The organism is Marinobacter sp. B-21 (assembly GCF_056857895.1).
Genome location: NZ_JBSXNZ010000065.1, coordinates 1 through 20,300 on the forward strand (window position 1 = coordinate 1; position 20,300 = coordinate 20,300).

A 20,300-nucleotide genomic window follows, 5' to 3' on the forward strand; every position below is an offset into this window, starting at 1 on the left:
TACCTCCGCGGATTTTTGGTTTTTCTTTTGTTTCAATGGCTTGCGACAAAGAATACCATTTTCCGCTGGAGGTTTCTCTCTTTGTTTCCTGATTTTCCTGTTTAATATCAGTCCTTTATGTTTATGGATAGAAACTAGCTAGAGTCGCCTCAGCGCGGGTTGGAAGGGTTAGCATTGGCCAGCACGATATGCGTGAAAGGTCAGCGAAGCTGATTACTCGGGAAGACGTCACCTTGACAGACCAAGAGCTCATTGAATTTGCCGCGGAGTTTAAGAAGCAGGACGGCTTTCTTGTTATCGATTCCCATTCGGTAACTATTGAGAGTTTTGGTTTCAGGGTGACCCCCTTTTCTAAAGACATGCTCAGTCGCCTGGGGCCGGACATTATCGTCTGCCTCTACGCAGATGCTCTGACGCTGGAGTCCCGAATCAAGGCAAAGTCTGGCGGGCGGCCGTTGCCACCAAGGTCAGAGCTCAATCGGCACGTCGACCTCCAGTGCCAAGTAGCATCGATTTATGCAATTGAAACAGGCGCGCACCTGTATTTTTTGGACGCATCCGTTCCGAGCCCAGAACTGCTAAGCAACTTTATGCGAGTGACAAAAATTAGTGAAAATTTAGAGCGCTGAAGCCACTACTTTATCGCTCCAGAAAAGGTCCGAAGTATACGGTGCGCGAGTTTCAGGACTTTGCGTCCCTCGCAGTCGGCGAACAAGGTGCCGCCAGTCCTCAACACTTCCTCTCAAGGAAATTTCTTCGATATCTTGTACATCCTGGTGGCTAAGCAGTTCCGCACCGGAAAGCTGAACCGAATATGGCGCTTCCATATTTGCCATGAAGCTCACTGTATATGGTTTAGCAACATTTCCGTCAGTGGAGTATTTTGCATTCCGGACGACTGCAGTTACCTGTGACGCTCCTAGTGATTTGTTACTTGAAAAATTCCGCAGAAACGCTGCAGTGACTTGGAAGCCAGAATCTACCGATAGCGTGTCGACTGAGTTGCATATGAGAGCATAATGATTTGTTTTTCTCCGTCCAGAGGGCAGATCGGCACGGCTGGTAACTAGCACATGATTAGGCAGCGGCTGCTCATTACCCCGATTGTCGAGCCAACTATTCCAGATCAAGAGATTACCCGGGGTGACGTCGATATCCTTTGCCTTACTTGGCATGGGAGAGAAAAGAACCTTCATTTCCTCATCAATTGAGTTGGCAGCATTGCGCGCATTTTCACCAAGCGACTGCCCTATGCCCCAGAAAAACAGCCCCCCTCCTAGCTGACGCTCCCATTCTTTGCGACGAATGATCAAATCGAGGCTTTGACCTGATTCGATGCCCATTTTTGTCCAGCAGAAGGTATTAGGAATCATTGTTGGAGCTCCAGCGCAGATTGACGCCCAGAAGTGTAACTAAAAATCTATTCACTTAAAAGCCGAATAGATCTAAAATGAATAACATGAATAGCACCAGTGTACAGCATGCTCACCTATTGGAAGCCCTAAACCGTGATTCCCGAAGCGATGCTGAGATCGCGAGGAATAGTGGTGTATCCCAGCCAACAGTGTGGCGATTACGCAGGGGAGTTGGCGCAAGGCTTAGGTCTAGCAGGCAATTCAATAAGCTGTGTGAATTTTACGGCGTTAATGAATTGACTACTTCTGCCTCTCCGGTCTCATTGGAGGGTGAGCTCAAGGGTGCAATAATGGCAGTATGGGATGGTTCAGATAACCACGCGCGCGCACTGATTAAGGTAATCCACAGTTTGAAGGGCCTCGGCAACCATAGCCAGCCGGAGCATTTGGGCAGAGAGAAACGCTGAAGGAGGTCGCAATGACGACCACACAAATTGACCGAATTTTCGGGGCTCTGGAAAGTGCTGGTTACCCTAGGGAATTCCAGCATTCCCTCCTTCCTGAGTGGGTAACTGCCGAGGTTCTTCATGATGAGGGGGCCACGCTTGAGGTTGCCTCTATACTGGCAAAGCGTCTTGGACTTCGAGTTGGCCCGCTGTTCTCAGACAGTCCCGGCCTTGAGGATTTGCGACGGCGTGATACTAAGTATAAAAGGTCCATCCCAAACCGATCGAAGAATCTCAGCGCAGCTACTTCGCTGGCGATGTTTGCCGCTGAGTCTGTGAGCTATGCGACACCATTTCCCTACACTCCTTTTCCTCAAGACCCCTTGGAGTTGAGGGCTGAAATCTTTAGAAATGAGGGGGGTAAATGGCTTGGCTTACGGAACTTGTTGCTTGCGTGCTGGCGTCATGGCGTTCCAGTGATCTACCTTGATCAGGTTGGAAGTGGGCTTCCAAAAATGGACGGAATGGTCACGCAGGTAGAAGGACGACCGGTAATTGTTCTCTCAAAGAGAAGTACCGCCTGGGCGTGGCAGTCCTTCATCATTGCCCATGAAGTTGCTCATTGTGCTCTGGGTCACGTCGAGCCTGATGAAATTTTAGTTGATGAGAATTTGGGGAATCAGTCCTACGCCTTAGACGACGCAGATGAGGATGAGCAAGCTGCAGATCATTTTGCGATTACACTGCTGAACGGCAGGGAAAATGCCTCGTATGGATCTGAAGAAAAACATATTACCGCTCGGGGACTTGTGGATTCTGCTTTCAAGTATGGGGCAGCAAACCAGATTGATCCTGGGCACATTGTGCTCAACTTTGCGAAGCATAACGATGCCTGGCCTATAGGTATGGCGGCTATCAACATACTGCAGGAGAAACTTCCCTCTGCCGGCTCCACTGTTAATGAGTTGTTATGGCGTTGCATTGAGAAGAGCTTGCTGCCAGATGACACAGTTGCATTGTTGCGTCGCGTAGCCCCAGCTCAGTAGGGAAGCGTATGGCGCTCAAACTCTTCATTGATAACGATGTAATGTTGAAGCTGGCCCGATACGGGTTTCTAGAGAATCTACTGGAGCTATTCACAGCTCAAACAGAGCCCGTGGAGGTGATAGTTCTAGACTCAGCACGTTACAAACTGCTACCCCGGCGGAATCGCCATCAGCTCTGTGGAACTGAAGAGGTGGCGTGTCAGATTGAGTGTTTTCTGAAGAAGGCAACGGTTCTGTCGTTTGATCTGGTAGATACAGAGTTAGTGGAGATTCTGAATGCGTCACCTGGTATCGACGCCGGCGAAGCACTGCTTTTCGCGGGAGCGGCAAGATTTGAGCATGCCAGAGTGCTGACTGGGGATAAGCGTGCTTTAGATGGACTCGCGGCCCAGGGAGGTCCGGAAGTCACTGAATCTTTAGGCGGCAAGGTCATCGTGATGGAGGCTCTGATGCAAGGGTTCGCCAAGTTGGACCATAACCAGGTCCAGAATGCGGTGCGTGCCAATCCTGGAGTGGATAAAGCGCTGACGAACATTTTTGGTGTTTCTTCGCCGGCCTCGTTAGACAGTGTCCACGCCGGACTTGAGTCCTATAAAGGGCTAATTCGAAAAACCATCGGAGCACTAATCAACGACGGACCACCGTTTTAGTTAAGTAGAGAGGATTTGCACGAGTATGTGGTCAGCAGTGGTAGAGGGTCTGTTTTTCAGTCTCTTTATCTATCTTTGGGGGCTGCAATCATCAACCGGCGATATTATTTAATTAGCTGCAAACTAGGCTTGGGTTTATGAGAAAGATTGCCTTTTGAGTTACCACTCAAAGCATTCAACATTAGGCCAAATGTAAGCTCATCCAGTTCTTCCGGTTGAATCAAAAGCTCCTTAGCAACATCACTTTTCGAGATGCCATCCTCGCGAAGGCTGGCAAAAACTTTCTTGAGCACTTGCGATGCTTCAAATGGCGATGGTTCAGGTTCATGATCCCGACCTAATTTGGCCAAATCAATACAGAGAGTTCGGTAGCTCCAATCCGATGTTAGATTCAGCGAATGAAGCCGGTAATTCAGGGCTGCGGCAGAGACGTTCCAGTATTTTTTATGAGAGATAAGGCTTGTTAACGTTGCTGTTCTTGGGGCATGGGCCAGCACACTTCTTCTAGGCATTAAAAAAGCCGAGGCGAAAGCGTTAGCTTCTTTCTCTGCTTCCTGTCCTTGTGGTGCACCGTGCCGGTGCATAACCAGGTGGCCCAATTCGTGCGCCGCATCAAACCGGCATCGTTCCGCAGTTTTCTTTGTATTGAGAAATACAAAAGGAATATCGCTGTACCACATGGAGAAAGCATCGACTTCCCTGGCATCAAGAGATAGAGAAAATACACGCACGCCCTTGGATTCAAGTAAGGCGATCATGCTTTTAATAGGAAGCTCGCCCAAATCCCAGTATCGGCGAAGCATTTCGGCCGCGGCTTCAGGATCATTTTGCTTGCCGACACCTGGATATTGGTCACCCTCAGTCGATCGTAGGCCGGTGTCAGTTTTTGAATTCACATTCGACGCTATTCTGTAATCTTCAGGAAAGTCAGGTGAAGGCAAATCAAACTTGCCCTCAATCCAGCGGTTCAAGAGAAGTGCTACAGCACCCGCTGATAGAGCGATGTCTCTTTTAGCGGCTGTCATTTTTGTGAGCGCGCGAAAGCTTGCTACCTCGACGGGGAGCTCTTCTACGTCATCAGCAAAGAAAAAGTCGAACGGAAAACTGAGTGCATTCGCGATTTTTTCCACTGTGTGGCTTTCAGGCACGGTCTGCCCGCTCTCATAAGCAGTGATTGACCGGTCTGTCACGCCAACTTCCTTCGCCAATGCCCGTTTTGTAAGCCCTCTGCGCTTTCTCGCAAGGGCAAAACGAGTACTGTTGAACATGTTATGCCTTCTTCTTAATTGGTACTTCTATGTCCGGCAAGTCAGGAAGTTCGATTTCGACAGAATCACTATCTAACGGCATGCTCGGCAGAATAATCCGCTCCTTCCAACCATTGATTTTTCCGCTGGAAATATTGGACGGAAGGGAAAACTCGCAACGTACTTCATTTGCAGCCAAGTGCATCAAAAGTACCCATGTAGTCAGCCCCTGGATTTCCTCTATTGCAGGCAACAGTTCACTGAACATATCGAACTGATTGTTGGCTTCAACTGCTTCCGTCGTATTGACGCCCTTTGGACACTTATTTGTAGGTGTCGCCCCTGCCATGCCAGTTGCGTCATCGCCAGTGGTGACGACGATAGCCAAACTCTCTTTCTCGTTCACCGCAAGCTCATAGTTGCCTTTATCGGATTTAATCCACCCCTGAGGTCTCAGCTGTTCTCGTAAAACGGCAACAGTTTCTGCCCACATAATTATCCCCCGGGCGGTTCTCGGGTGATTGGCCGTGGTGCGCGATCTAGCAAGATACCCCTGCCAAACGGATTCTGTAAGGACAGATAACGAGATCCCAAGTTGGGATAGTCGATCTACTGCATTTTCTTCAGTGTGTAACAGGTTTTGCATGAGGCGGCCCCTTGGCGAAACTCTAGTCTTCCTGTTTTTATACCTCAAATGAGGCCTAAAAACAAGAAGAGCCATGAGCTTTTTCTAATCAACTGTACGGTGCTGCTGGCAGATATAAAGAATTCTTAGGGTGAGATAAGGCGAGCTTATATTTCTGTGTGAAGCATCAGAGTCAGACGATCTAGAAAACTGTCAATTTTGGATGCTTGTAGACAGGCTTTTTACTGCGGGTTTTGTGTCCGAGTCGGGAATTTACGTTATCAGTGCAAGGGTCACAATTTATTGGCTGAGAAAAATGCCCAAAATCCGTGGACACACCGTGGACACAATTTGGACACAGGCGACAATTCGTGTGCCAAATAGTAAAATTTTCGGAACAGCGCAAAGGTCATTGCCTGTCTTCTGAATAAGTCGACTGGGAGCTTTTGGGGAGTAGAATGGATAAGGATGTCGGAGGTATAACTTATTGATTATTAGTCAATAATGGCCCGCCCGAGAGGATTCGAACCTCTGACCTCCGCCTCCGGAGGGCGGCGCTCTATCCAGCTGAGCTACGGGCGGGTGTCGTCATTAACGCCTTCGCGTCAATTTCGAGTGCGCAATCTTACGTGTGATGGAGTGCTCTGTCTAGTCCTGTTGGCGCCGGTTTGGCCAGTTATAACGTTCAGGCGGAATCGGCCTCCGCTCTGGGGTTTCTTGGGTAGTAGCGTTCGGGCAGGCGTTCGATGTGGGGGAAGAAGCGGGTGTCCTTGTAGGGCATTTTCATGAAGCCGGAGACGCCTAGCCCGGTGATCTGGTCCACGGCGGAGAGGATCTCGTCGAGCAGGCGGGAAAACTCACCCTCCCGGTCCGGGGCCAGCAGCCGGTAGTGGCTGTGGATCTTGAGGTGGCGGGGCAGGGCTTCGAAGATGATCATGCCGGTGTGGTGGATATCGTTCAGGGACTCCAGCGCGGTGATGATGGTTTGCGGCAGCACCAGGAATTCCTCCGGGTCGGGGCCGTCCTCGAAATAGGAATGCACCCGTGATTCGTCTTCAACTTCCGGTGCCGCACTGACCTCGTAGCGCAGTTGCATGCCGGGTTCGGTCAGGAACGGCTGGTCCGGTTCGGCACGGTCGATGTGCAGGGTGTTGCGGGCGTTGAACAGGCAGCTTTTGAAGATACCCTGGCGATAAATGGCCTGGGCCAGGTAGACCATATTGTTGACGGCCCTGATGAAGGCGGTCTTGAGGTTGGGGTCGTGCAGGTTCAGCGAGGTATCGATGTAGACACCGTCGGTCTCCCAGCGCACGGCCAGCCCCCCCTCGACAGGGTATCGCCCCAGACGGCTGACGGCGGCCAGGAATGCCTTTTCCGTTTCCCCCATGCCCTGCATGAAGTTCTTGTAGTAGCGGTCAAGCTGTACGTCGTTAACATCGCTGAGGGTTTCCGGGGCGCCTTCCTGCCGAAGGAAGGATTTGCGGGAACTGTACACCACGGTGTCGATCTCGTGGTCCGAGGGCCGTGTCCAGACCGGTACCAGTGGGTTTGCCGGGGGCTCCGGCAGGTCAACCATCACCGTGCGCGCCATTCTTGGCATTTCATTCAGATAGTAATCGCCGGCCCGCAGGCGAGTCTTCGGATCTGGGGCCAGCATGCCGTCGAGCATGCGGGCGAACTCCATGGGAAGCCCCAGGGAGGTGGCGGGAATCGCCTGGTGCCCGAACCGGCACGACTGGCCGGAAGCCAGCGCGTAGAGTGTTCCTGCGGCACCCTGTTCATCGAAACGGGGAGACGACAGGCCGCCGTTAAGCTGTTCCTCGCCTATGAAGTAGACATCCCCCAGTCGTGCGTTGGTCTGCTGCAGGTTGTCGGACATCAGCTCCATGACATTGGTGGCGAGGAACTGCTGGTTGGCGTCGAGCTGGGCGAACACCGAGGAGCCCCAGTCGATCAGGGCGATGTTCTCTGTGCTGGCGTCGAATACCAGGTTCGATGGTTTGATGTCGCCGTGCACGATGGGCCGTCCGGCGGGGCCGTTCTCCCGGCGCAGGTTGCGCAGGATGTCCGCAAGCTGGTCGGCAATCCGCATCACCACCCGTGGTTTGAGGCAGCCCTCGCGCAGGGAGACTTCCTCCAGGTTAAGGCCGGCCGCCCGTTCCATCACCAGGATGGGCTGGTTGTGCGCCCTTTGGTAGGCGATCAGCCGGGGTACCCTCGGGTGGCGTACCTGCTCGAGTATGTAGGCTTCATCCTCCAGACGGTCCTGCAGGTGTTGGGGCAGATTGATGCGGGTAAACTTGAAAACGTGCTCCGGGCCGGTCTCGCCCTGGCGTGGCAGGCGGCCTGCGAATACGAAGCCGTAGGCGCCCTTGCCGATAAGTTCGATGTCCTGGTAACCCAATTGGCGGAGCTGGGTGGCGCAAAGCGCCACCCAGTCTTTGAGCTTTTTCGCATCGTCATGGCTGAGCAGGTAGATCGACTGCTCTTCAGGTATGTAGAACTGCTGCAGTTGCGTCTTCTGCGCCATGATGCCCCGTTAGCCCAGATGCAACAGCATCGATTGCGGCGATTCCAGGTAGCCTTTCCAGCGATTGCAGAAGCGCGCAATGGTGCCGCCATCGATGATGCGATGGTCCCCCGCCCAGCTTACGGTCATGATGGCCCGCTCCACGACCTGGCCGTTGGCGTCGAAGCGGGGCAGTTTCTGGGTCCGGCCCAGGGCCACAATCGCCACTTCCGGTGCGTTGATGATGGGCGAGGCATAGGTGCCACCCAATGCGCCAATGTTGGAGATGGTGATGGTGCCGCCCTTGAGGTCGTCCTGACTGACCCGGCCCGAACGGGCGGCCTCAGTCAGGCGGGCCACTTCGTTGGCAATGCCCAGCAGTGTGAGGCTTTCGACGCCCTTGACGTTGGGGACCATCAGTCCCGCTTTGCCGTCTACGGCCATGCCGATATTGCAGTTGGGCAGGTAGTGAATCTCCGTAACATCGTCGTTGACACGGCTGTTGAGTACCGGGAATTCCTGAGCCGCCAGGGCCATGGCCTTCATGAAGAAGGGCATCAGGGTCAGCCGCGCGCCCCTGGCTTCGGCTTGGGGTTTGAGTTGTTCCCGCAGTTTCAGCAGGTCGGTAACATCAATGTCCTCACTGTAGATAAAGTGAGGGATGGTGGTTGCCGACGCCACCATGCTGCGGGCCATCGCCGCTTTCATGCCCCTTATTGGCTCGATCCGTAGTTCCTGCTCACGATCCGGCGCCCTGCGTTCACGGCCTGAACTTGCGGGCTGCGAGTCGCCTGCGCGTGCCTGCCTTTGGGCCGACGCGGCGGGCTTGTCGAGGTGGGCCAGTATATCGGCCTTCAGTACCCGTCCGTCCTTGCCGGAACCGGCGATGTCCGTGAGCTCCAGGTTGTGCTCCCGCACCAGGCGGCGCACGGCAGGGCTGGCGGGAATCCGCTGCCGGTTTCCCGTTGCGACCGGTTTTGCCGTTGCCGGTGTGGGTTCCGGTGCCGGCCTTGGTTGTGCTTTTGTCTCGGCGGGCTCGTCACGGTCGCGGGGAATAAACGCGAACAGCGGGGAATGCACCCGGGCCATGGCCTGCTGCTGATGGTATAGCTTGGTGACGCGGCCAGCCTTGGGCGCGGTAATCTCGACCATGGCCTTGTCGGTCATGACATCAACCACCGGCTGGTCTTCTTCGATCTCGTCACCTTCGGCCACGCGCCATTCCACCACTTCACATTCAACGATGCCTTCGCCAATATCCGGCAGGATAAAGTCCTCGGTCACATCGTCACTGGCCGTGGTGTTGCCAGGGGGTTCCTGCGCAGCTTTAGCTTCGCTGGTGGTAATCCCGGCTTCGGCGGGTGTTGTCTGAGACTCCGCAGTTTGTTCACCGTCGCCACCTTCCTCCACCAGTTCGAACAGCGGGGTGTGAACCTTCGCGATGTCGCCTTCCTTGTAGTACAGGCGGGTCACCCGGCCCTTGTATGGCGCCGGAATTTCCACCAGAGCCTTGTCGGTCATCACCTCGGCGACCGGCTGGTCTTCTTCGATGATGTCCCCTTCGCTGACCAGCCATTTGACCAGTTCGCACTCCACGATACCTTCGCCGATATCGGGCAGTATAAAATCACTCATGATTGCTCTCCTGTCCTGATATCAACCTAGAATTCCACGCTCGACCTGATGGCCTCACAGACCTTCAGGTGATTGGGTAGGTGCTCTTTTTCCAGCACCAGCGGGAAAGGGGTGTCCATCCCGGTCACCCGGGCGATCGGGGACTCCAGGTACAGGAAGCAACGCTCCTGTATGGTCGCAGCAATTTCGCCGGCGAAACCGCCGGTCAGCGGGGCTTCGTGGGTAACCACCAGGCGCCCGGTTTTGAACACCGAGTTGGCGACGGTTTCCACATCCCACGGCAGGATGGTTCTCAGGTCGATGACTTCACAGGAAATACCTTCTTTCTCCGCCTTCTCGACGGCCTGTTCAATCACTTCCATCTGTGCGCCCCAGCCCAGCACGGTGACATCCGTACCTTCCTTGAGAACCTCGGCTTCGCCCAGCGGCAGCCGGTAATCTTCTTCCGGCACGTCGCCCACGGAGGCGCGGTAGAGTCTTTTGGGCTCGAAGAACAGGGTTGGGTTGGGGTCGTGGATCGCCCCCAGCAGCAGGCCCTTGGCTTGATGGGGGTTGCGCGGCACCACAATTTTCAGGCCTGGTGTGTGGGCGAAATACGCTTCCGGCGACTGCGAGTGATAGAGCCCGCCGGCAATCCCGCCGCCGTAGGGTGCGCGAATGGTCAGCCCGCCCACGTTGAACAGGTTGCCGGAGCGGTACCGGAACTTGGCCGACTCGTTAACGATCTGGTCAAAGGCCGGGAAGATGTAGTCGGCAAACTGTATCTCGGCTACCGGCACGGAACCCTGCGCCGCCAGACCATTGGCGAAGCCGATGATGCCTTGCTCCACCAGCGGCGTGTTGAAGCAGCGGGCCTTGCCGTATTTCTGTTGCAGGTTGCTGGTGGCCCGGAAAACCCCACCGAAGACGCCCACATCCTCACCGAAGCACAGTACCCGCTCGTCGGCGGCCATGGCAGTGTCGAGGGCGTTGTTGATGGCCTGGAGCATGTTCATCTTGGTCATCTCAGGCCTCCCTCTTTACGTGTTCGGCACTCTTCGGATACTCGTCCGGATACCGGCGGATGTGCGCCTTGAGCTTGTCGAACTGTTCAGCCAGGGCAGGCGGCACTTCGTCGTAGACATCGCTCACCAGGGTATCAAGCGCCGGGGGTGGCCGTTTCTGCGCGCGCTTCATGGTTTCGAGAACCTCGCGGCGCATGCTCTCCTGAAGCTGTTTCTCGTCGTTTTCGCTCCACCATTTCCTGCCCTCGAGCCAGAGACGCATCCGCAGGATCGGGTCTTTGTCACGCCATACGGCTTCCTCGTCCTTGCTGCGGTAGCCGGACGGGTCATCGGAAGACGAGTGCGCGGCCAGGCGATAGGTCATGGCTTCGATCAACACCGGGCGGTTGTGCTCCACCGCCAGGCGGCGTGCCGCTTTGGTGGCCTCGTGGACGGCCAGGATGTCATTGCCGTCGACACGGATTACATCCATCTTGTAGCCATAGGCCCGGGGTGCCACACCGTCGGCGGCGAACTGCTCGGTGGACGGGGTGGAAATGGCGTAGCCGTTGTTGCGGCACAGGAAGATCACCGGGACGCGATGAACGGTGGCCATGTTCAGGGCGGCGTGGAAGTCGCCTTCCGACGCGGCACCTTCGCCGAAATACGTGATGGTGCAGTGGCCGTCGCCCGCCAGTTTCTGGCCGTAGGCATAACCGGTGGCCTGGGGAATCTGCGTGGCCAGGGGCGATGAGATGGTCATGTAGTTCAGCTTGCTGGAACCATAGTGAACGGGCATCTGGCGACCTTTGCCATAGTCCAGTTCGTTGCCGAACAGCTGGTTCATGAATTCATCGATGGAAAAGCCACGATAAGTCAGGGCGCCCTGTTCCCGATACTGCGCCATGATCATGTCGGCGTCGTCCAGTGCCGCGGCGCTGCCGATCACGGCGGCTTCCTCGCCGGTGCACTGCATGTAGAAACTCAGTCGCCCCTGGCGTTGGGCGGCGAGCATGCGCTCATCGAGAATTCGGGTGGTGACCATCGCACGATAAATGCGCAGGGCCTTTTCTTTATCCAGATCAGGTGCTTTGGCGCCCTTATAAAGGGAGCCGTCCTGCTTCAGTAACTTGAAGGTGGGAATACGGAATTCCGCACCGTCGGTAAAGACCGGGGAGTAAACAACTTTGGCTTTTGTTGTTGTCATAATCCTCTTCCTGGGGTGGTGGCCTGAGGAACAAAACACCCCTTGTGAGGGTGTCGTTGGTTTTAGTATAGCCAAGCTGAGCGGGCCTGGTGTGGCCCACGTCACTGTCGGCTAGAGTTTACCTTAACGTAAACTGCGATTCTCTGGTAGGTCCGGAGCGCAGATTTTTTAATCGGGGTGCAGTGGTTCAGGTGTCAGGCTGACAAGGGTTTCCTCGTTGCCGATATTCACGGTTCCGTCCTGGATGGTGCACTGCAGATTCATACCGCGTGCCGCCAGGCCGGCAAGTGGCTCGGTGCCTTCCGGTGGCAGGTTGATGATGGTGAGGTTGTTGAAGCGGGTCAGTTTGCCCTGATTTTTCTCCCACCACAGAGGCACTGCGCGGCTGCCGTAGGTGTACAGAATAACCCGGTCGGCCCGGTTGCAGGCTTTGCGCAGGCGGCTTTCGTCCGGCAGGCCCAGTTCGACCCAGAGTTCGATTTCACCGCTCAGGCTCTTTTGCCAGAGCTCCGGCTCGTCGTCGGTGCTGAGGCCTCGTGAGAATTCGAGATGTTCGCTGGCATTCAGGACAAATGCGAGCAGCCGGATCATCATCCGCTCATCGGTTTCCGACGGGTGCCGGGCGATGGTCAGGTGGTGGTCGGCATAATAGTGCCGGTCCATATCGGCGATGTTGAGAGTTGCCTTGAAGATGGTTGCTTTGAGCGCCATGAGCTTCCTGCATTGGTATCGGGGTGTCGGTTTGGGCTAGTGTAGTGCAATTCTTCCGTGGCTGAGTGGGAACGCATGTCGATGTTGCGTGGTTTTCTGGTCCTGGTGCTGTTCTTCATTCTTGGCGAGTCCATACGGGTGCTCTTCGCTTTGCCGGTCAGTGGCGGTGTTCTGGGTATGGTCGTCATCACCTTCACCTTGATGGTGAAAGGCAGTGTAAGCGATGAACTGGCCTCGGCCAGTCAGGGGTTGATCTCGGTACTGGTGCTGCTGATCATGCCGGGTGTTGTCGGCGTGTTCTTCATGGCGGATCAGTTCTCCGGGCAGTGGCTGGCAGTTGCGGCAGCTTTGCTTGTTGGCACCTTCCTGAGTGTTCTCACTACGTTACTGTTGATGAAACTGGTGACGGCCGGCGGGGATGGCGATCGTGAGTGAATTCTTCGCCCGATTCCAGGCGCTGCCGGATATCCTCGCAGCCACGCCGATTCTCGCCATTGGTTTAACCCTGGGCGCTTTCTTTGCCGGCAACTGGCTGTTTGCTCGCATGGGCAGGCCTTTATGGCTGCCTCCTGTGGTGTTATCAGCATTTCTACTGTCCGGTGTGATCGCTGTTCTGGCGGTGGGTTACCAGAACTATCAGCAGGGTGCTCGTTGGCTCACCGTGCTGCTTGGCCCCGCCACCGTGGCCCTGGGTATTCCCCTGTATCAGCAGATGCACCATATCCGTGCCATGTGGCGCCCCATCCTGGTGACGCTGCCAATTGCCGCCACTCTGGCGGCGGTTTATGCGGTGGTGATTGGCTGGGCCCTGGGTGCCACGCCGGAGGTGCTGGCGTCGCTGGCGCCCAAGTCGGTCACGGCACCGATTGCCATCGGTATCACCGAACAGCTGGGTGGTTCTGTTCCCCTGATGATGGGTGGCCTGCTGATTACCGGCGTGGTCGCAACCCTCTTTGTTGACCTTCTCGCCCGCCTGTTGCCGGTAAAGGACGAACGAATCCTGGGCTTCGCCCTGGGTCTGAACGGCCATGCCGTCGGTACGGCCCGGGCGTTTGAGATCAGCCATACTGCCGGTGCCTTTGCCTCGCTGGGCATGGGCCTCACTGGCGTGTTCACCGCGCTGATCCTGCCGCTGGTTTTCCGCCTGTAGGGCTGCGCCAAATCAGGCCATTCCCCTGGCGCATGCCTCCATATCGCAGTTTCGATTGCCGTAGGTGTTTTCCGGGGCAACAAACCATTGCACAAAATTAAGCCAATGGGGTTGCAATTTGTGATGCTAATGACAATAATTATCACTAACCTTTATTGTCATTGGTGAGTCACTGCTATGTACGTATGCCTTTGTCACAGCGTAACCGACCGGGAAATTCGCGAAGCTGCCGATAACGGTGTTTCTTCCATGCGCCAGCTTGGCAAGGAACTGGGTGTTGGTACCCAGTGCGGGCGCTGCGCCTGCACCGCCCGTGAAATACTGCGGGAGAGCCGTTCACCTGATTACCTGGCAATGGCCAATATGCTCGCCCAGCCGGCCTGACCTTCCTGATTGTCTGACTCTATTTTTCTCCTGTCCGATAAGGGGCTATCCTAAAAGGCTGATACACCCGGCCATCAGGGAGCCACATTATGAAAGGCGACAAGAAAGTCATTCAGTATCTCAATAAGGTCCTCGCCAACGAGCTGACCGCCATCAACCAGTATTTTCTCCATTCCCGCATGTACAAGGATTGGGGCATCACCAAGCTGGCCGCCAAGGAATACGAAGAATCCATCGACGAAATGAAGCACGCGGACCAGCTCATCGAGCGGATCCTGTTTCTCGAAGGATTGCCCAACCTCCAGGACCTTAACAAACTGCTGGTCGGCGAGAACGTCGAGGAAATGATCTCCTGCGACCTCAAGCTGGAGCAGATCGCCCATACCGACCTGAAAGAAGCCATTCTCTATTGTGAGCAGGTTCAGGACTTCACCAGCCGTGAGCTCTTCCGCAGCATTCTGGACAGCGAAGAAGATCACATCGACTGGCTGGAAACCCAGTTGGAAATGATTTCCCAGATGGGTATACAGAACTACATCCAGCTTCAGTCATCCGCCTCGGAGTAAAATCAGACAATGGATCTGTCCTGTTTTAAAGCTTACGACCTGCGCGGCCGAGTGCCGGATCAACTGAATCCGGCGCTGGCCGAGAAAATCGGGCACGCCTACGTGGACATTACTGGCGCAAAAAAAGTGATCGTCGGCTACGACATCCGCCTGTCCAGCCCGGACATCGCCGAGGCCCTGAGCTCTGGCCTGATGGCTGCCGGTGCGGATGTGTTTGATATTGGCCTGTGCGGCACCGAACAAGTGTATTTTGCCACCAGCCACTACAAGATGGACGGCGGTATTATGGTCACCGCCAGCCATAACCCCAAAAACCACAACGGCATGAAAATGGTCGGCCCCGAATCCCGGCCCATCAGCTCCGACAACGGCCTGAACGACATCCGTGACCGGGTACTGGAGCCCTTTGCGGATGCACCGCAGCAGGGCCGCTACGAACCGCTGGAAGTGATGAGCGCCTACATCGATCACCTGCTGGGTTACGTCGATGCCGCCTCCCTCAGCCCCATGACCATCGTGGTCAACGCCGGCAACGGCGGCGCCGGCCTGGTGATCGACGAACTCGAACAGCATCTTCCGTTCGAATTCGTAAAAGTGCATCACGAACCGGATGGCCATTTCCCGAACGGCGTGCCCAACCCGATCCTCCCGGAAAACCGCGCAGTCACCGCCGATGCCGTTATCGAACAGGGCGCCGCCATGGGCATTGCCTGGGACGGCGACTACGACCGCTGCTTCTTCTTCGACGAAAACGGCCGCTTTATCGAGGGCTACTACATCGTCGGATTACTGGCCGACCAGTTCCTGCGCAAAACCGGCGGCGGCAAAGTCATCCACGACCCCCGCCTCACCTGGAATACCCTGGATCTGGTCAAAGCCGCCGGCGGTGAAGCCGTCGAAAGCAAAACCGGCCACGCCTTCATCAAACAGAGAATGCGCGACGAAGACGCCGTCTACGGCGGCGAAATGAGCGCCCACCACTATTTCCGGGACTTCGCCTACTGCGACAGCGGCATGATCCCCTGGCTGTTGATCGCCGAACGCCTCTGCCAGTCCGGCCAGCTTTTCTCTTCCCTGATCGACGCCCGAATCGAAACCTACCCGGCCAGCGGTGAAATCAACCGCACCATCGACGATCCCCCCAAAGTCATCGCCGCGATTGAAGCCAAATACAGTGTCGGCGCCAAAAACGTCAGCCATGTGGACGGCGTAAGCATCGAATTCGACGACTGGCGCTTCAACCTCCGGATGTCCAACACCGAACCGGTTGTGCGCCTGAACGTGGAATCGAGGGCGAATATCCCGCTGATGGAAGAAAAAACAGAGGAATTACTGGCTGAAATGCGAAGGCTGAATGAAAAGGGCTAGCCTGACGGCACGGGGCCGATCGGCGCGGCTCCCTCTCCTGAAACTGTGCGGAGCCATGGATGGCGGAGCCCAAGCGCCACAGGGATGTGCCGCAAGGAGCGTGTTTCAGGAGAGGGAGCCGCGACGAGCGGTCTTGCACCGAATTATCAGAGCGCGGTTAGAGCCAGTCGTTCAGCATAATCCCGATACCAAACCTCTGAATCCGGTGGTTATAGTCAATCAGACTCTCCCCATACCCGTTGTAGTACTGGAAAAACCCCTTAACCGTATCCCCCATCGGAAAACTGTACCCAAACTCCACCGACGTCTTGTTGTCATCCGACCGCAGATTATTCATCAGCCGCAGTGAAAACGTACGATCCGCCGTCAGCTTGTAAACCGCCTGATAGTTGGCATGGCCCAGATACCGCTCAATGTCCGCATTATCATCGTCGCCGTTCTCCGGAATCCGGTACCAGGGCTGCACCATGAAAAGCCAACGACCATAGCTGTAGGCTGCATTGGCCATAATCCGGTTCCAGCTCCGTGACCGCGGCTCAGACTGCCCGTTTGACTGGTGATTGAAGCCGAGTGTCACTCCATTTAACCTGCCAGGGCCGATGTCCCAATCGGCCTGATAACGCACAAAGATCTCCGGCTCGTAGTTGGTTTCCCGGAAAGGCGCAGAATCGTCCTGGTTATAGACCTGCCAGTAGGACTGCTGGGTGTAGCCAAACCACATTGTGGTGCGATTATCCAGAAGTCCCGTCAGCAGGGGAACTTTGAAACTGATCTGATACTTTGCTTCTTCCCGCGCCAGCTCGTAATCGTATCCGACGGCACCCAGTCGTGGGCTGGACGGTGTCGAGTTCGGTTTCGCCACCCAGGTCACCGGCAGGATATAAGTGGGCCTGTGCCCGACAAAACTGCCGGAAAATGAAAATATCGCTTTTTCGGCAGCGACATATCGATCCACGAGCGCAGACATTACGCCGGTGTCCGAATCGTCTTCCAGGGCATTTCCTGCGACGTCGTCGAGGTCTTCCTCGTCCGGCGCCAGTTTCCCCACGCTGGCCTCCGCCTGCTGTTTTTCTTCTTCCGAGGCCTGCGCCTGCCGTTCCTCCGGTTTGTAGAGGCTGTCGAAGCAGGCGAGCCTCTGGATACCGTCCGCAATCAGCGCACATTGCTCGGGTGAGTTGATCGAAGTCATCAGTGGTGCAGTATCGGTCTGGGCTTCGGCAGGGCCCGCTGCCAGCGTGCAAAGCACAATGAACCGGGGTGAGGCAGGCAACACACGTGAGGGTGTCATGGTCGGGGTGTCTCCTAACTGGCGTTCAGGCTGAACCAGGTATTCGCTATGCCATAGACCCAGACGCCGATCAGGGTAACCGCCAGAAGCGAGAAAATGACCTTGTGGCGAAACCGGTTGGCGCTGTCGGCGGATGCCACCCAGCGCAGGTACATCAGCCCGATGAAACTCAGGAAGACGGCCAGGCTTGCCAGAGCGGGGATCAGCAGCCAGGCCGCACTGATGGCCTGGCCGTCGCCGGTCTGGCTGGAGAACCACCCCATGGAAGTCAGCAAAACGGCCAGTGCTGTAAATTCAGTAATCAGCAGCGGTTTGCGCAACGGGTGGGGTGAAGTTGGTTCCGTAGTGGTCATGGAAACAGGTCCTGAAAGGTTAAACATCGGCGAACACCATGGTAACCGGATTGTCCGTAAAACACCCTCCGACTTACGAAATCGCAATTAAAATGGTTGAAATCAATTAATGATTTTGCTGTTTGGTTTTTTTGCCTGGTTTCAGTCGCTATAATGCGGCGACCGAAGATTATAACGCTCAAATGCGAGGTGCATTGTGAAGATGAAGAGAGTCCTGGTTGCTGTACTGGTCGTTCTTGGCCTGACAGCCGGCGCCGTAATGGCAAGTGTTGAAGATGAAATTCGTGCACGTATTCAGCCCGTTGGCGAAGTATGTCTGCAGGGTGAAGCGTGTGGTAGCGCAGCTGCTCCGACCGAGACAGCCAGCTCCGGTCCTCGCTCGGGCAGCGAAGTGTACGATGCCGTGTGCATGGCCTGTCATACCACCGGTGCTGCCGGCGCCCCGGTCAAGGGTAATACCGATGCCTGGGCTCCCCGGATCGACAAGGGACTGGAAACCCTGGTCAGCCACGCGATCAACGGCTTCAATGCCATGCCTGCAAAAGGTGGCTGCGCAAACTGCCCCGACGAGGAAATTCAGGCGGCCGTTGAGTATATTGTTGAGCAAAGCCAGTAACCGGGGAAATTCTGCCTGTTACCTTTAAAGCCCCCTTGCGGGGCTTTTTGCCTTCCTGGCGCAGCTAAAGGCCAAGGTCTCCCAGCAGGGCACTGAGGGTTGCCTTGCCTTTTTTCTGGTTGGCTTCCACATCAAGATCGCCCAGGCCTTCCCACTTCAGGTCTTCTTCAGGCAGTTCATCCAGGAACCGGCTGGGGATGGTTTCCAGCTTTTCGCCGTACTGTTTCCGGGCCGCCGCGTAGGTCAGGGTCAGCGTTTCACGGGCCCGGGTGATGCCCACGTACATCAGTCGCCGTTCTTCCTCGATGTTGCCTTCTTCAATGCTGCTCCGGTGGGGAAGAATCTCCTCCTCCAGGCCCATAATAAATACATGGGGAAACTCCAGGCCCTTGGAGGCGTGGAGAGTCAGCAACTGAACCTTGTCACTGTCGTCCTCTTCCTCACGCTGCTCCATCATGTCCCGGAGGATCAGCCTGGTGATGGCATCCTCAATACCCAGTTCGTCAGCGGTGCCCTTGCCATCATCCAGCATGCGCTGAATGGACTCCACCAGATACCAGATGTTCTCCATCCTGCGCTCGGCCTGTTTCGGGGTGCCGGAGTGCTGGTGCAGCCATTCTTCATATTCGATGTCGGTAAAAAGCTGCTTGATCACGGGGACCGGATTTTCGCTGTGCAAGCGCTCGCAAGTGGCATCTACCCAGTGGGCAAAACGTCGCAGGCGATCCAGGCCCTTCTCGGTCACATGGGTTTCCGCTCCCATGTCGCCCAGGGCCTTGAACAGGCTGACGTTCCGGGAGCGGGAATAGTGGCTCAGTTGTTCAAGGGTACGGGGCCCGATCTCCCGGCGGGGTACGTTCACGACCCGCAGGAAAGCGGCGTCGTCATCGGGATTGATCAGCAGGCGCAGGTACGACATTGCATCCTTGATCTCGTTCTTGGAGAAGAACGACTGGCCACCGGAGATGCGGTAGGGAATCTGGTAGCCCTGGAGCTTCATCTCCAGCAGGCGGGCCTGGTGATTACCCCGGTAAAGCACGGCAAAGTCCCGGAAATCCAGGCCTTTTTTCAGCTTCTGGTCGAGGATCTCGGTGGCAACCCGCTCGGTTTCCGCGTCCTCGTTGCGGCACCGGACAACCCGGATCTCCTCGCCAATGGTGTGGTCACTCCAGAGCGCCTTTTCAAACACATGGGGGTTGTTGGCAATCACCATGTTTGCGCTGCGCAGGATCCGGGCTGTGGAGCGGTAATTCTGCTCCAGCTTGACAATCTTCAGGCTGGGAAAGTCTTCCTTGAGCTGCTCCAGATTCTCCGGTCGGGCACCGCGCCAGGCGTAGATTGACTGGTCATCATCCCCGACCACGGTGAATGCGGCCCGTTCGGCCACCAGAAGCTTGACCAGTTCGTACTGGCACACGTTGGTGTCCTGGTACTCGTCCACCAGCATGTAGCGGATTTTCCGGCGCCATTTCGCGAGCACGTCCGGGTGCGAGCGAAACAGCATCACCGGCAGCAGGATCAGGTCATCGAAATCCACGGCGTTGTAAGCCTTGAGGTATTCGTTGTACTTGTTGTAAATGATGGCGATGCGCTGTTCCCGCTCATCCGCCGCCTTGCTCAGGGCCTCGGCCGGCCCGCGCATGGCGTTTTTCCAGGACGAGATGGTCATCTGGACATCGCTGAGTTCGTCCCCGGCCTCGGCACTGGCCTCCCGGAGCATCAGATCCTGTAACAGGGCCTTGGCATCCTCGGCGTCGAAAATCGAAAAGCCCGGGTGGTAGCCCAGATGAGCGTGCTCTTCCCGGATCATATTGAGGCCAAGGTTATGAAAAGTGGATACAATCAGTCCCCGGGTCAGCTTTCGGTCAACGATCCGGCCAACCCGCTCCTTCATTTCCCGGGCGGCCTTGTTGGTGAAGGTCACTGCGGCAATATGGCGCCCCGGAATACCGAGGTGCTCGATCAGGTAGGCAATCTTGCGGGTAATCACGCTGGTTTTGCCGCTGCCGGCACCAGCAAGTACCAGCAGGGGACCGTCTGAATAGCGGACTGCCTCGCTTTGTCTCGGGTTGAGTTTGTTCACAAATAAGTTGCCAGAATGGAACGAAATGGGGGAAACAGGCGTGAGGCTATTCTACACCAATCAGCGTTCCTGTACCTT

At 55.9% G+C, this 20,300-nt stretch carries 20 protein-coding genes and 1 tRNA gene; 9 read left to right on the top strand and 12 right to left on the bottom strand.

Annotated features, from left to right (window positions below; all coding sequences use genetic code 11):
* Nucleotides 1-233 precede the first annotated feature (233 nt).
* Nucleotides 234-629, top strand: a complete 396-nt coding sequence (locus tag AC13C0_RS07615; RefSeq protein WP_482954228.1) for a hypothetical protein — start codon at nucleotides 234-236, stop codon at nucleotides 627-629.
* Here AC13C0_RS07615 and AC13C0_RS07620 read toward each other — a convergent pair.
* Complete coding sequence (locus AC13C0_RS07620; RefSeq protein WP_482954229.1) at nucleotides 618-1,373, bottom strand: hypothetical protein; 756 nt, start codon at nucleotides 1,371-1,373, stop codon at nucleotides 618-620. The genes AC13C0_RS07615 and AC13C0_RS07620 overlap by 12 nt on opposite strands.
* Before the next feature lie 460 nt (nucleotides 1,374-1,833).
* On the opposite strand from AC13C0_RS07620, the gene AC13C0_RS07625 reads away from it, so the two are divergent.
* Both AC13C0_RS07625 and AC13C0_RS07630 read left to right on the top strand, forming a co-directional pair.
* Nucleotides 1,834-2,847: a M78 family metallopeptidase domain-containing protein gene (locus AC13C0_RS07625; protein ID WP_482954230.1), complete on the top strand. Its 1,014-nt coding sequence runs from the start codon at nucleotides 1,834-1,836 to the stop codon at nucleotides 2,845-2,847.
* 8 nt (nucleotides 2,848-2,855) lie between these two features.
* Entirely contained in the window at nucleotides 2,856-3,497 is a 642-nt protein-coding gene (locus AC13C0_RS07630; RefSeq protein ID WP_482954231.1) for a hypothetical protein, read from the top strand.
* A 104-nt stretch (nucleotides 3,498-3,601) separates the two neighbouring features.
* Here AC13C0_RS07630 and AC13C0_RS07635 read toward each other — a convergent pair whose 3' ends face one another.
* The 8 genes from AC13C0_RS07635 to AC13C0_RS07670 all read right to left on the bottom strand — a co-directional run bounded on the left by AC13C0_RS07635 (nucleotide 3,602) and on the right by AC13C0_RS07670 (nucleotide 12,414).
* A complete protein-coding gene (locus AC13C0_RS07635; RefSeq protein WP_482954232.1) occupies nucleotides 3,602-4,765 on the bottom strand; it encodes an XRE family transcriptional regulator in 1,164 nt (387 codons plus the stop codon).
* A 1-nt stretch (nucleotide 4,766) separates the two neighbouring features.
* Nucleotides 4,767-5,390 (bottom strand): hypothetical protein, encoded by a 624-nt coding sequence (locus tag AC13C0_RS07640; RefSeq protein WP_482954233.1) that lies wholly within the window; start codon nucleotides 5,388-5,390, stop codon nucleotides 4,767-4,769.
* A gap of 484 nt (nucleotides 5,391-5,874) precedes the next feature.
* A tRNA-Arg gene (locus AC13C0_RS07645) sits at nucleotides 5,875-5,951 on the bottom strand.
* Nucleotides 5,952-6,054: 103 nt separating this feature from the next.
* Nucleotides 6,055-7,899, bottom strand: a complete 1,845-nt coding sequence (locus AC13C0_RS07650; protein ID WP_482954234.1) for a protein kinase domain-containing protein — start codon at nucleotides 7,897-7,899, stop codon at nucleotides 6,055-6,057.
* Between the two features lie 9 nt (nucleotides 7,900-7,908).
* The gene (locus AC13C0_RS07655; RefSeq protein ID WP_482954235.1) at nucleotides 7,909-9,513 is read right to left on the bottom strand and encodes a dihydrolipoyllysine-residue acetyltransferase; all 1,605 of its coding nucleotides are present in this window, start codon (nucleotides 9,511-9,513) and stop codon (nucleotides 7,909-7,911) included.
* A gap of 26 nt (nucleotides 9,514-9,539) precedes the next feature.
* Complete coding sequence (locus AC13C0_RS07660) at nucleotides 9,540-10,517, bottom strand: alpha-ketoacid dehydrogenase subunit beta (RefSeq protein WP_117619323.1); 978 nt, start codon at nucleotides 10,515-10,517, stop codon at nucleotides 9,540-9,542.
* A gap of 1 nt (nucleotide 10,518) precedes the next feature.
* Nucleotides 10,519-11,703 (bottom strand): thiamine pyrophosphate-dependent dehydrogenase E1 component subunit alpha, encoded by a 1,185-nt coding sequence (locus tag AC13C0_RS07665; RefSeq protein ID WP_117619324.1) that lies wholly within the window; start codon nucleotides 11,701-11,703, stop codon nucleotides 10,519-10,521.
* Between the two features lie 168 nt (nucleotides 11,704-11,871).
* Nucleotides 11,872-12,414 (bottom strand): YaeQ family protein, encoded by a 543-nt coding sequence (locus AC13C0_RS07670; RefSeq protein WP_117619325.1) that lies wholly within the window; start codon nucleotides 12,412-12,414, stop codon nucleotides 11,872-11,874.
* A gap of 75 nt (nucleotides 12,415-12,489) precedes the next feature.
* On the opposite strand from AC13C0_RS07670, the gene AC13C0_RS07675 reads away from it, so the two are divergent.
* The 5 genes from AC13C0_RS07675 to AC13C0_RS07695 all read left to right on the top strand — a co-directional run bounded on the left by AC13C0_RS07675 (nucleotide 12,490) and on the right by AC13C0_RS07695 (nucleotide 15,882).
* A complete protein-coding gene (locus AC13C0_RS07675; protein WP_117620420.1) occupies nucleotides 12,490-12,849 on the top strand; it encodes a CidA/LrgA family protein in 360 nt (119 codons plus the stop codon).
* A complete protein-coding gene (locus tag AC13C0_RS07680; RefSeq protein WP_162893751.1) occupies nucleotides 12,833-13,564 on the top strand; it encodes an LrgB family protein in 732 nt (243 codons plus the stop codon). The genes AC13C0_RS07675 and AC13C0_RS07680 overlap by 17 nt, the downstream gene beginning before the upstream one ends.
* Before the next feature lie 177 nt (nucleotides 13,565-13,741).
* A complete protein-coding gene (locus AC13C0_RS07685; RefSeq protein ID WP_117619326.1) occupies nucleotides 13,742-13,948 on the top strand; it encodes a bacterioferritin-associated ferredoxin in 207 nt (68 codons plus the stop codon).
* A gap of 89 nt (nucleotides 13,949-14,037) precedes the next feature.
* Nucleotides 14,038-14,514, top strand: a complete 477-nt coding sequence (gene bfr, locus AC13C0_RS07690) for a bacterioferritin (protein ID WP_117619327.1) — start codon at nucleotides 14,038-14,040, stop codon at nucleotides 14,512-14,514.
* 9 nt (nucleotides 14,515-14,523) lie between these two features.
* Nucleotides 14,524-15,882, top strand: coding sequence for a phosphohexomutase domain-containing protein (locus AC13C0_RS07695; RefSeq protein ID WP_482954236.1), 1,359 nt, complete (start codon nucleotides 14,524-14,526; stop codon nucleotides 15,880-15,882).
* Between the two features lie 157 nt (nucleotides 15,883-16,039).
* On the opposite strand, the gene AC13C0_RS07700 is transcribed toward AC13C0_RS07695, so the two are convergent.
* Nucleotides 16,040-17,071 carry a phospholipase A gene (locus AC13C0_RS07700; protein ID WP_341582818.1) on the bottom strand — a complete coding sequence of 344 codons (1,032 nt, stop codon included), beginning with the start codon at nucleotides 17,069-17,071 and terminating at the stop codon, nucleotides 16,040-16,042.
* A gap of 113 nt (nucleotides 17,072-17,184) precedes the next feature.
* Nucleotides 17,185-17,523: a hypothetical protein gene (locus AC13C0_RS07705; protein ID WP_341581243.1), complete on the bottom strand. Its 339-nt coding sequence runs from the start codon at nucleotides 17,521-17,523 to the stop codon at nucleotides 17,185-17,187.
* A 202-nt stretch (nucleotides 17,524-17,725) separates the two neighbouring features.
* Between AC13C0_RS07705 and AC13C0_RS07710 the strand changes: the two genes are divergently transcribed.
* On the top strand, nucleotides 17,726-18,139 hold the full coding sequence (locus tag AC13C0_RS07710; protein WP_341581244.1) for a c-type cytochrome: 414 nt from the start codon (nucleotides 17,726-17,728) through the stop codon (nucleotides 18,137-18,139).
* Between the two features lie 64 nt (nucleotides 18,140-18,203).
* On the opposite strand, the gene rep is transcribed toward AC13C0_RS07710, so the two are convergent.
* On the bottom strand, nucleotides 18,204-20,222 hold the full coding sequence (gene rep / locus AC13C0_RS07715) for a DNA helicase Rep (protein WP_117619332.1): 2,019 nt from the start codon (nucleotides 20,220-20,222) through the stop codon (nucleotides 18,204-18,206).
* Nucleotides 20,223-20,300 lie beyond the last annotated feature (78 nt).

Excerpts from the sequence above, each read along its gene's own strand:
- bfr (WP_117619327.1), top strand. The coding sequence starts at position 14,038 with ATGAAAGGCGACAAGAAAGTCATTCAGTATCTCAATAAGGTCCTCGCC.
- AC13C0_RS07705 (WP_341581243.1), bottom strand. The coding sequence starts at position 17,523 with ATGACCACTACGGAACCAACTTCACCCCACCCGTTGCGCAAACCGCTG.
- AC13C0_RS07630 (WP_482954231.1), top strand. The coding sequence starts at position 2,856 with ATGGCGCTCAAACTCTTCATTGATAACGATGTAATGTTGAAGCTGGCC.
- AC13C0_RS07685 (WP_117619326.1), top strand. The coding sequence starts at position 13,742 with ATGTACGTATGCCTTTGTCACAGCGTAACCGACCGGGAAATTCGCGAA.
- AC13C0_RS07625 (WP_482954230.1), top strand. The coding sequence starts at position 1,834 with ATGACGACCACACAAATTGACCGAATTTTCGGGGCTCTGGAAAGTGCT.
- AC13C0_RS07620 (WP_482954229.1), bottom strand. The coding sequence starts at position 1,373 with ATGATTCCTAATACCTTCTGCTGGACAAAAATGGGCATCGAATCAGGT.
- AC13C0_RS07635 (WP_482954232.1), bottom strand. The coding sequence starts at position 4,765 with ATGTTCAACAGTACTCGTTTTGCCCTTGCGAGAAAGCGCAGAGGGCTT.
- AC13C0_RS07665 (WP_117619324.1), bottom strand. The coding sequence starts at position 11,703 with ATGACAACAACAAAAGCCAAAGTTGTTTACTCCCCGGTCTTTACCGAC.
- AC13C0_RS07655 (WP_482954235.1), bottom strand. The coding sequence starts at position 9,513 with ATGAGTGATTTTATACTGCCCGATATCGGCGAAGGTATCGTGGAGTGC.
- AC13C0_RS07660 (WP_117619323.1), bottom strand. The coding sequence starts at position 10,517 with ATGACCAAGATGAACATGCTCCAGGCCATCAACAACGCCCTCGACACT.
- AC13C0_RS07700 (WP_341582818.1), bottom strand. The coding sequence starts at position 17,071 with ATGACTTCGATCAACTCACCCGAGCAATGTGCGCTGATTGCGGACGGT.
- AC13C0_RS07710 (WP_341581244.1), top strand. The coding sequence starts at position 17,726 with ATGAAGAGAGTCCTGGTTGCTGTACTGGTCGTTCTTGGCCTGACAGCC.
- AC13C0_RS07650 (WP_482954234.1), bottom strand. The coding sequence starts at position 7,899 with ATGGCGCAGAAGACGCAACTGCAGCAGTTCTACATACCTGAAGAGCAG.
- AC13C0_RS07640 (WP_482954233.1), bottom strand. The coding sequence starts at position 5,390 with ATGCAAAACCTGTTACACACTGAAGAAAATGCAGTAGATCGACTATCC.
- AC13C0_RS07680 (WP_162893751.1), top strand. The coding sequence starts at position 12,833 with ATGGCGATCGTGAGTGAATTCTTCGCCCGATTCCAGGCGCTGCCGGAT.
- AC13C0_RS07675 (WP_117620420.1), top strand. The coding sequence starts at position 12,490 with ATGTCGATGTTGCGTGGTTTTCTGGTCCTGGTGCTGTTCTTCATTCTT.
- AC13C0_RS07670 (WP_117619325.1), bottom strand. The coding sequence starts at position 12,414 with ATGGCGCTCAAAGCAACCATCTTCAAGGCAACTCTCAACATCGCCGAT.
- AC13C0_RS07695 (WP_482954236.1), top strand. The coding sequence starts at position 14,524 with ATGGATCTGTCCTGTTTTAAAGCTTACGACCTGCGCGGCCGAGTGCCG.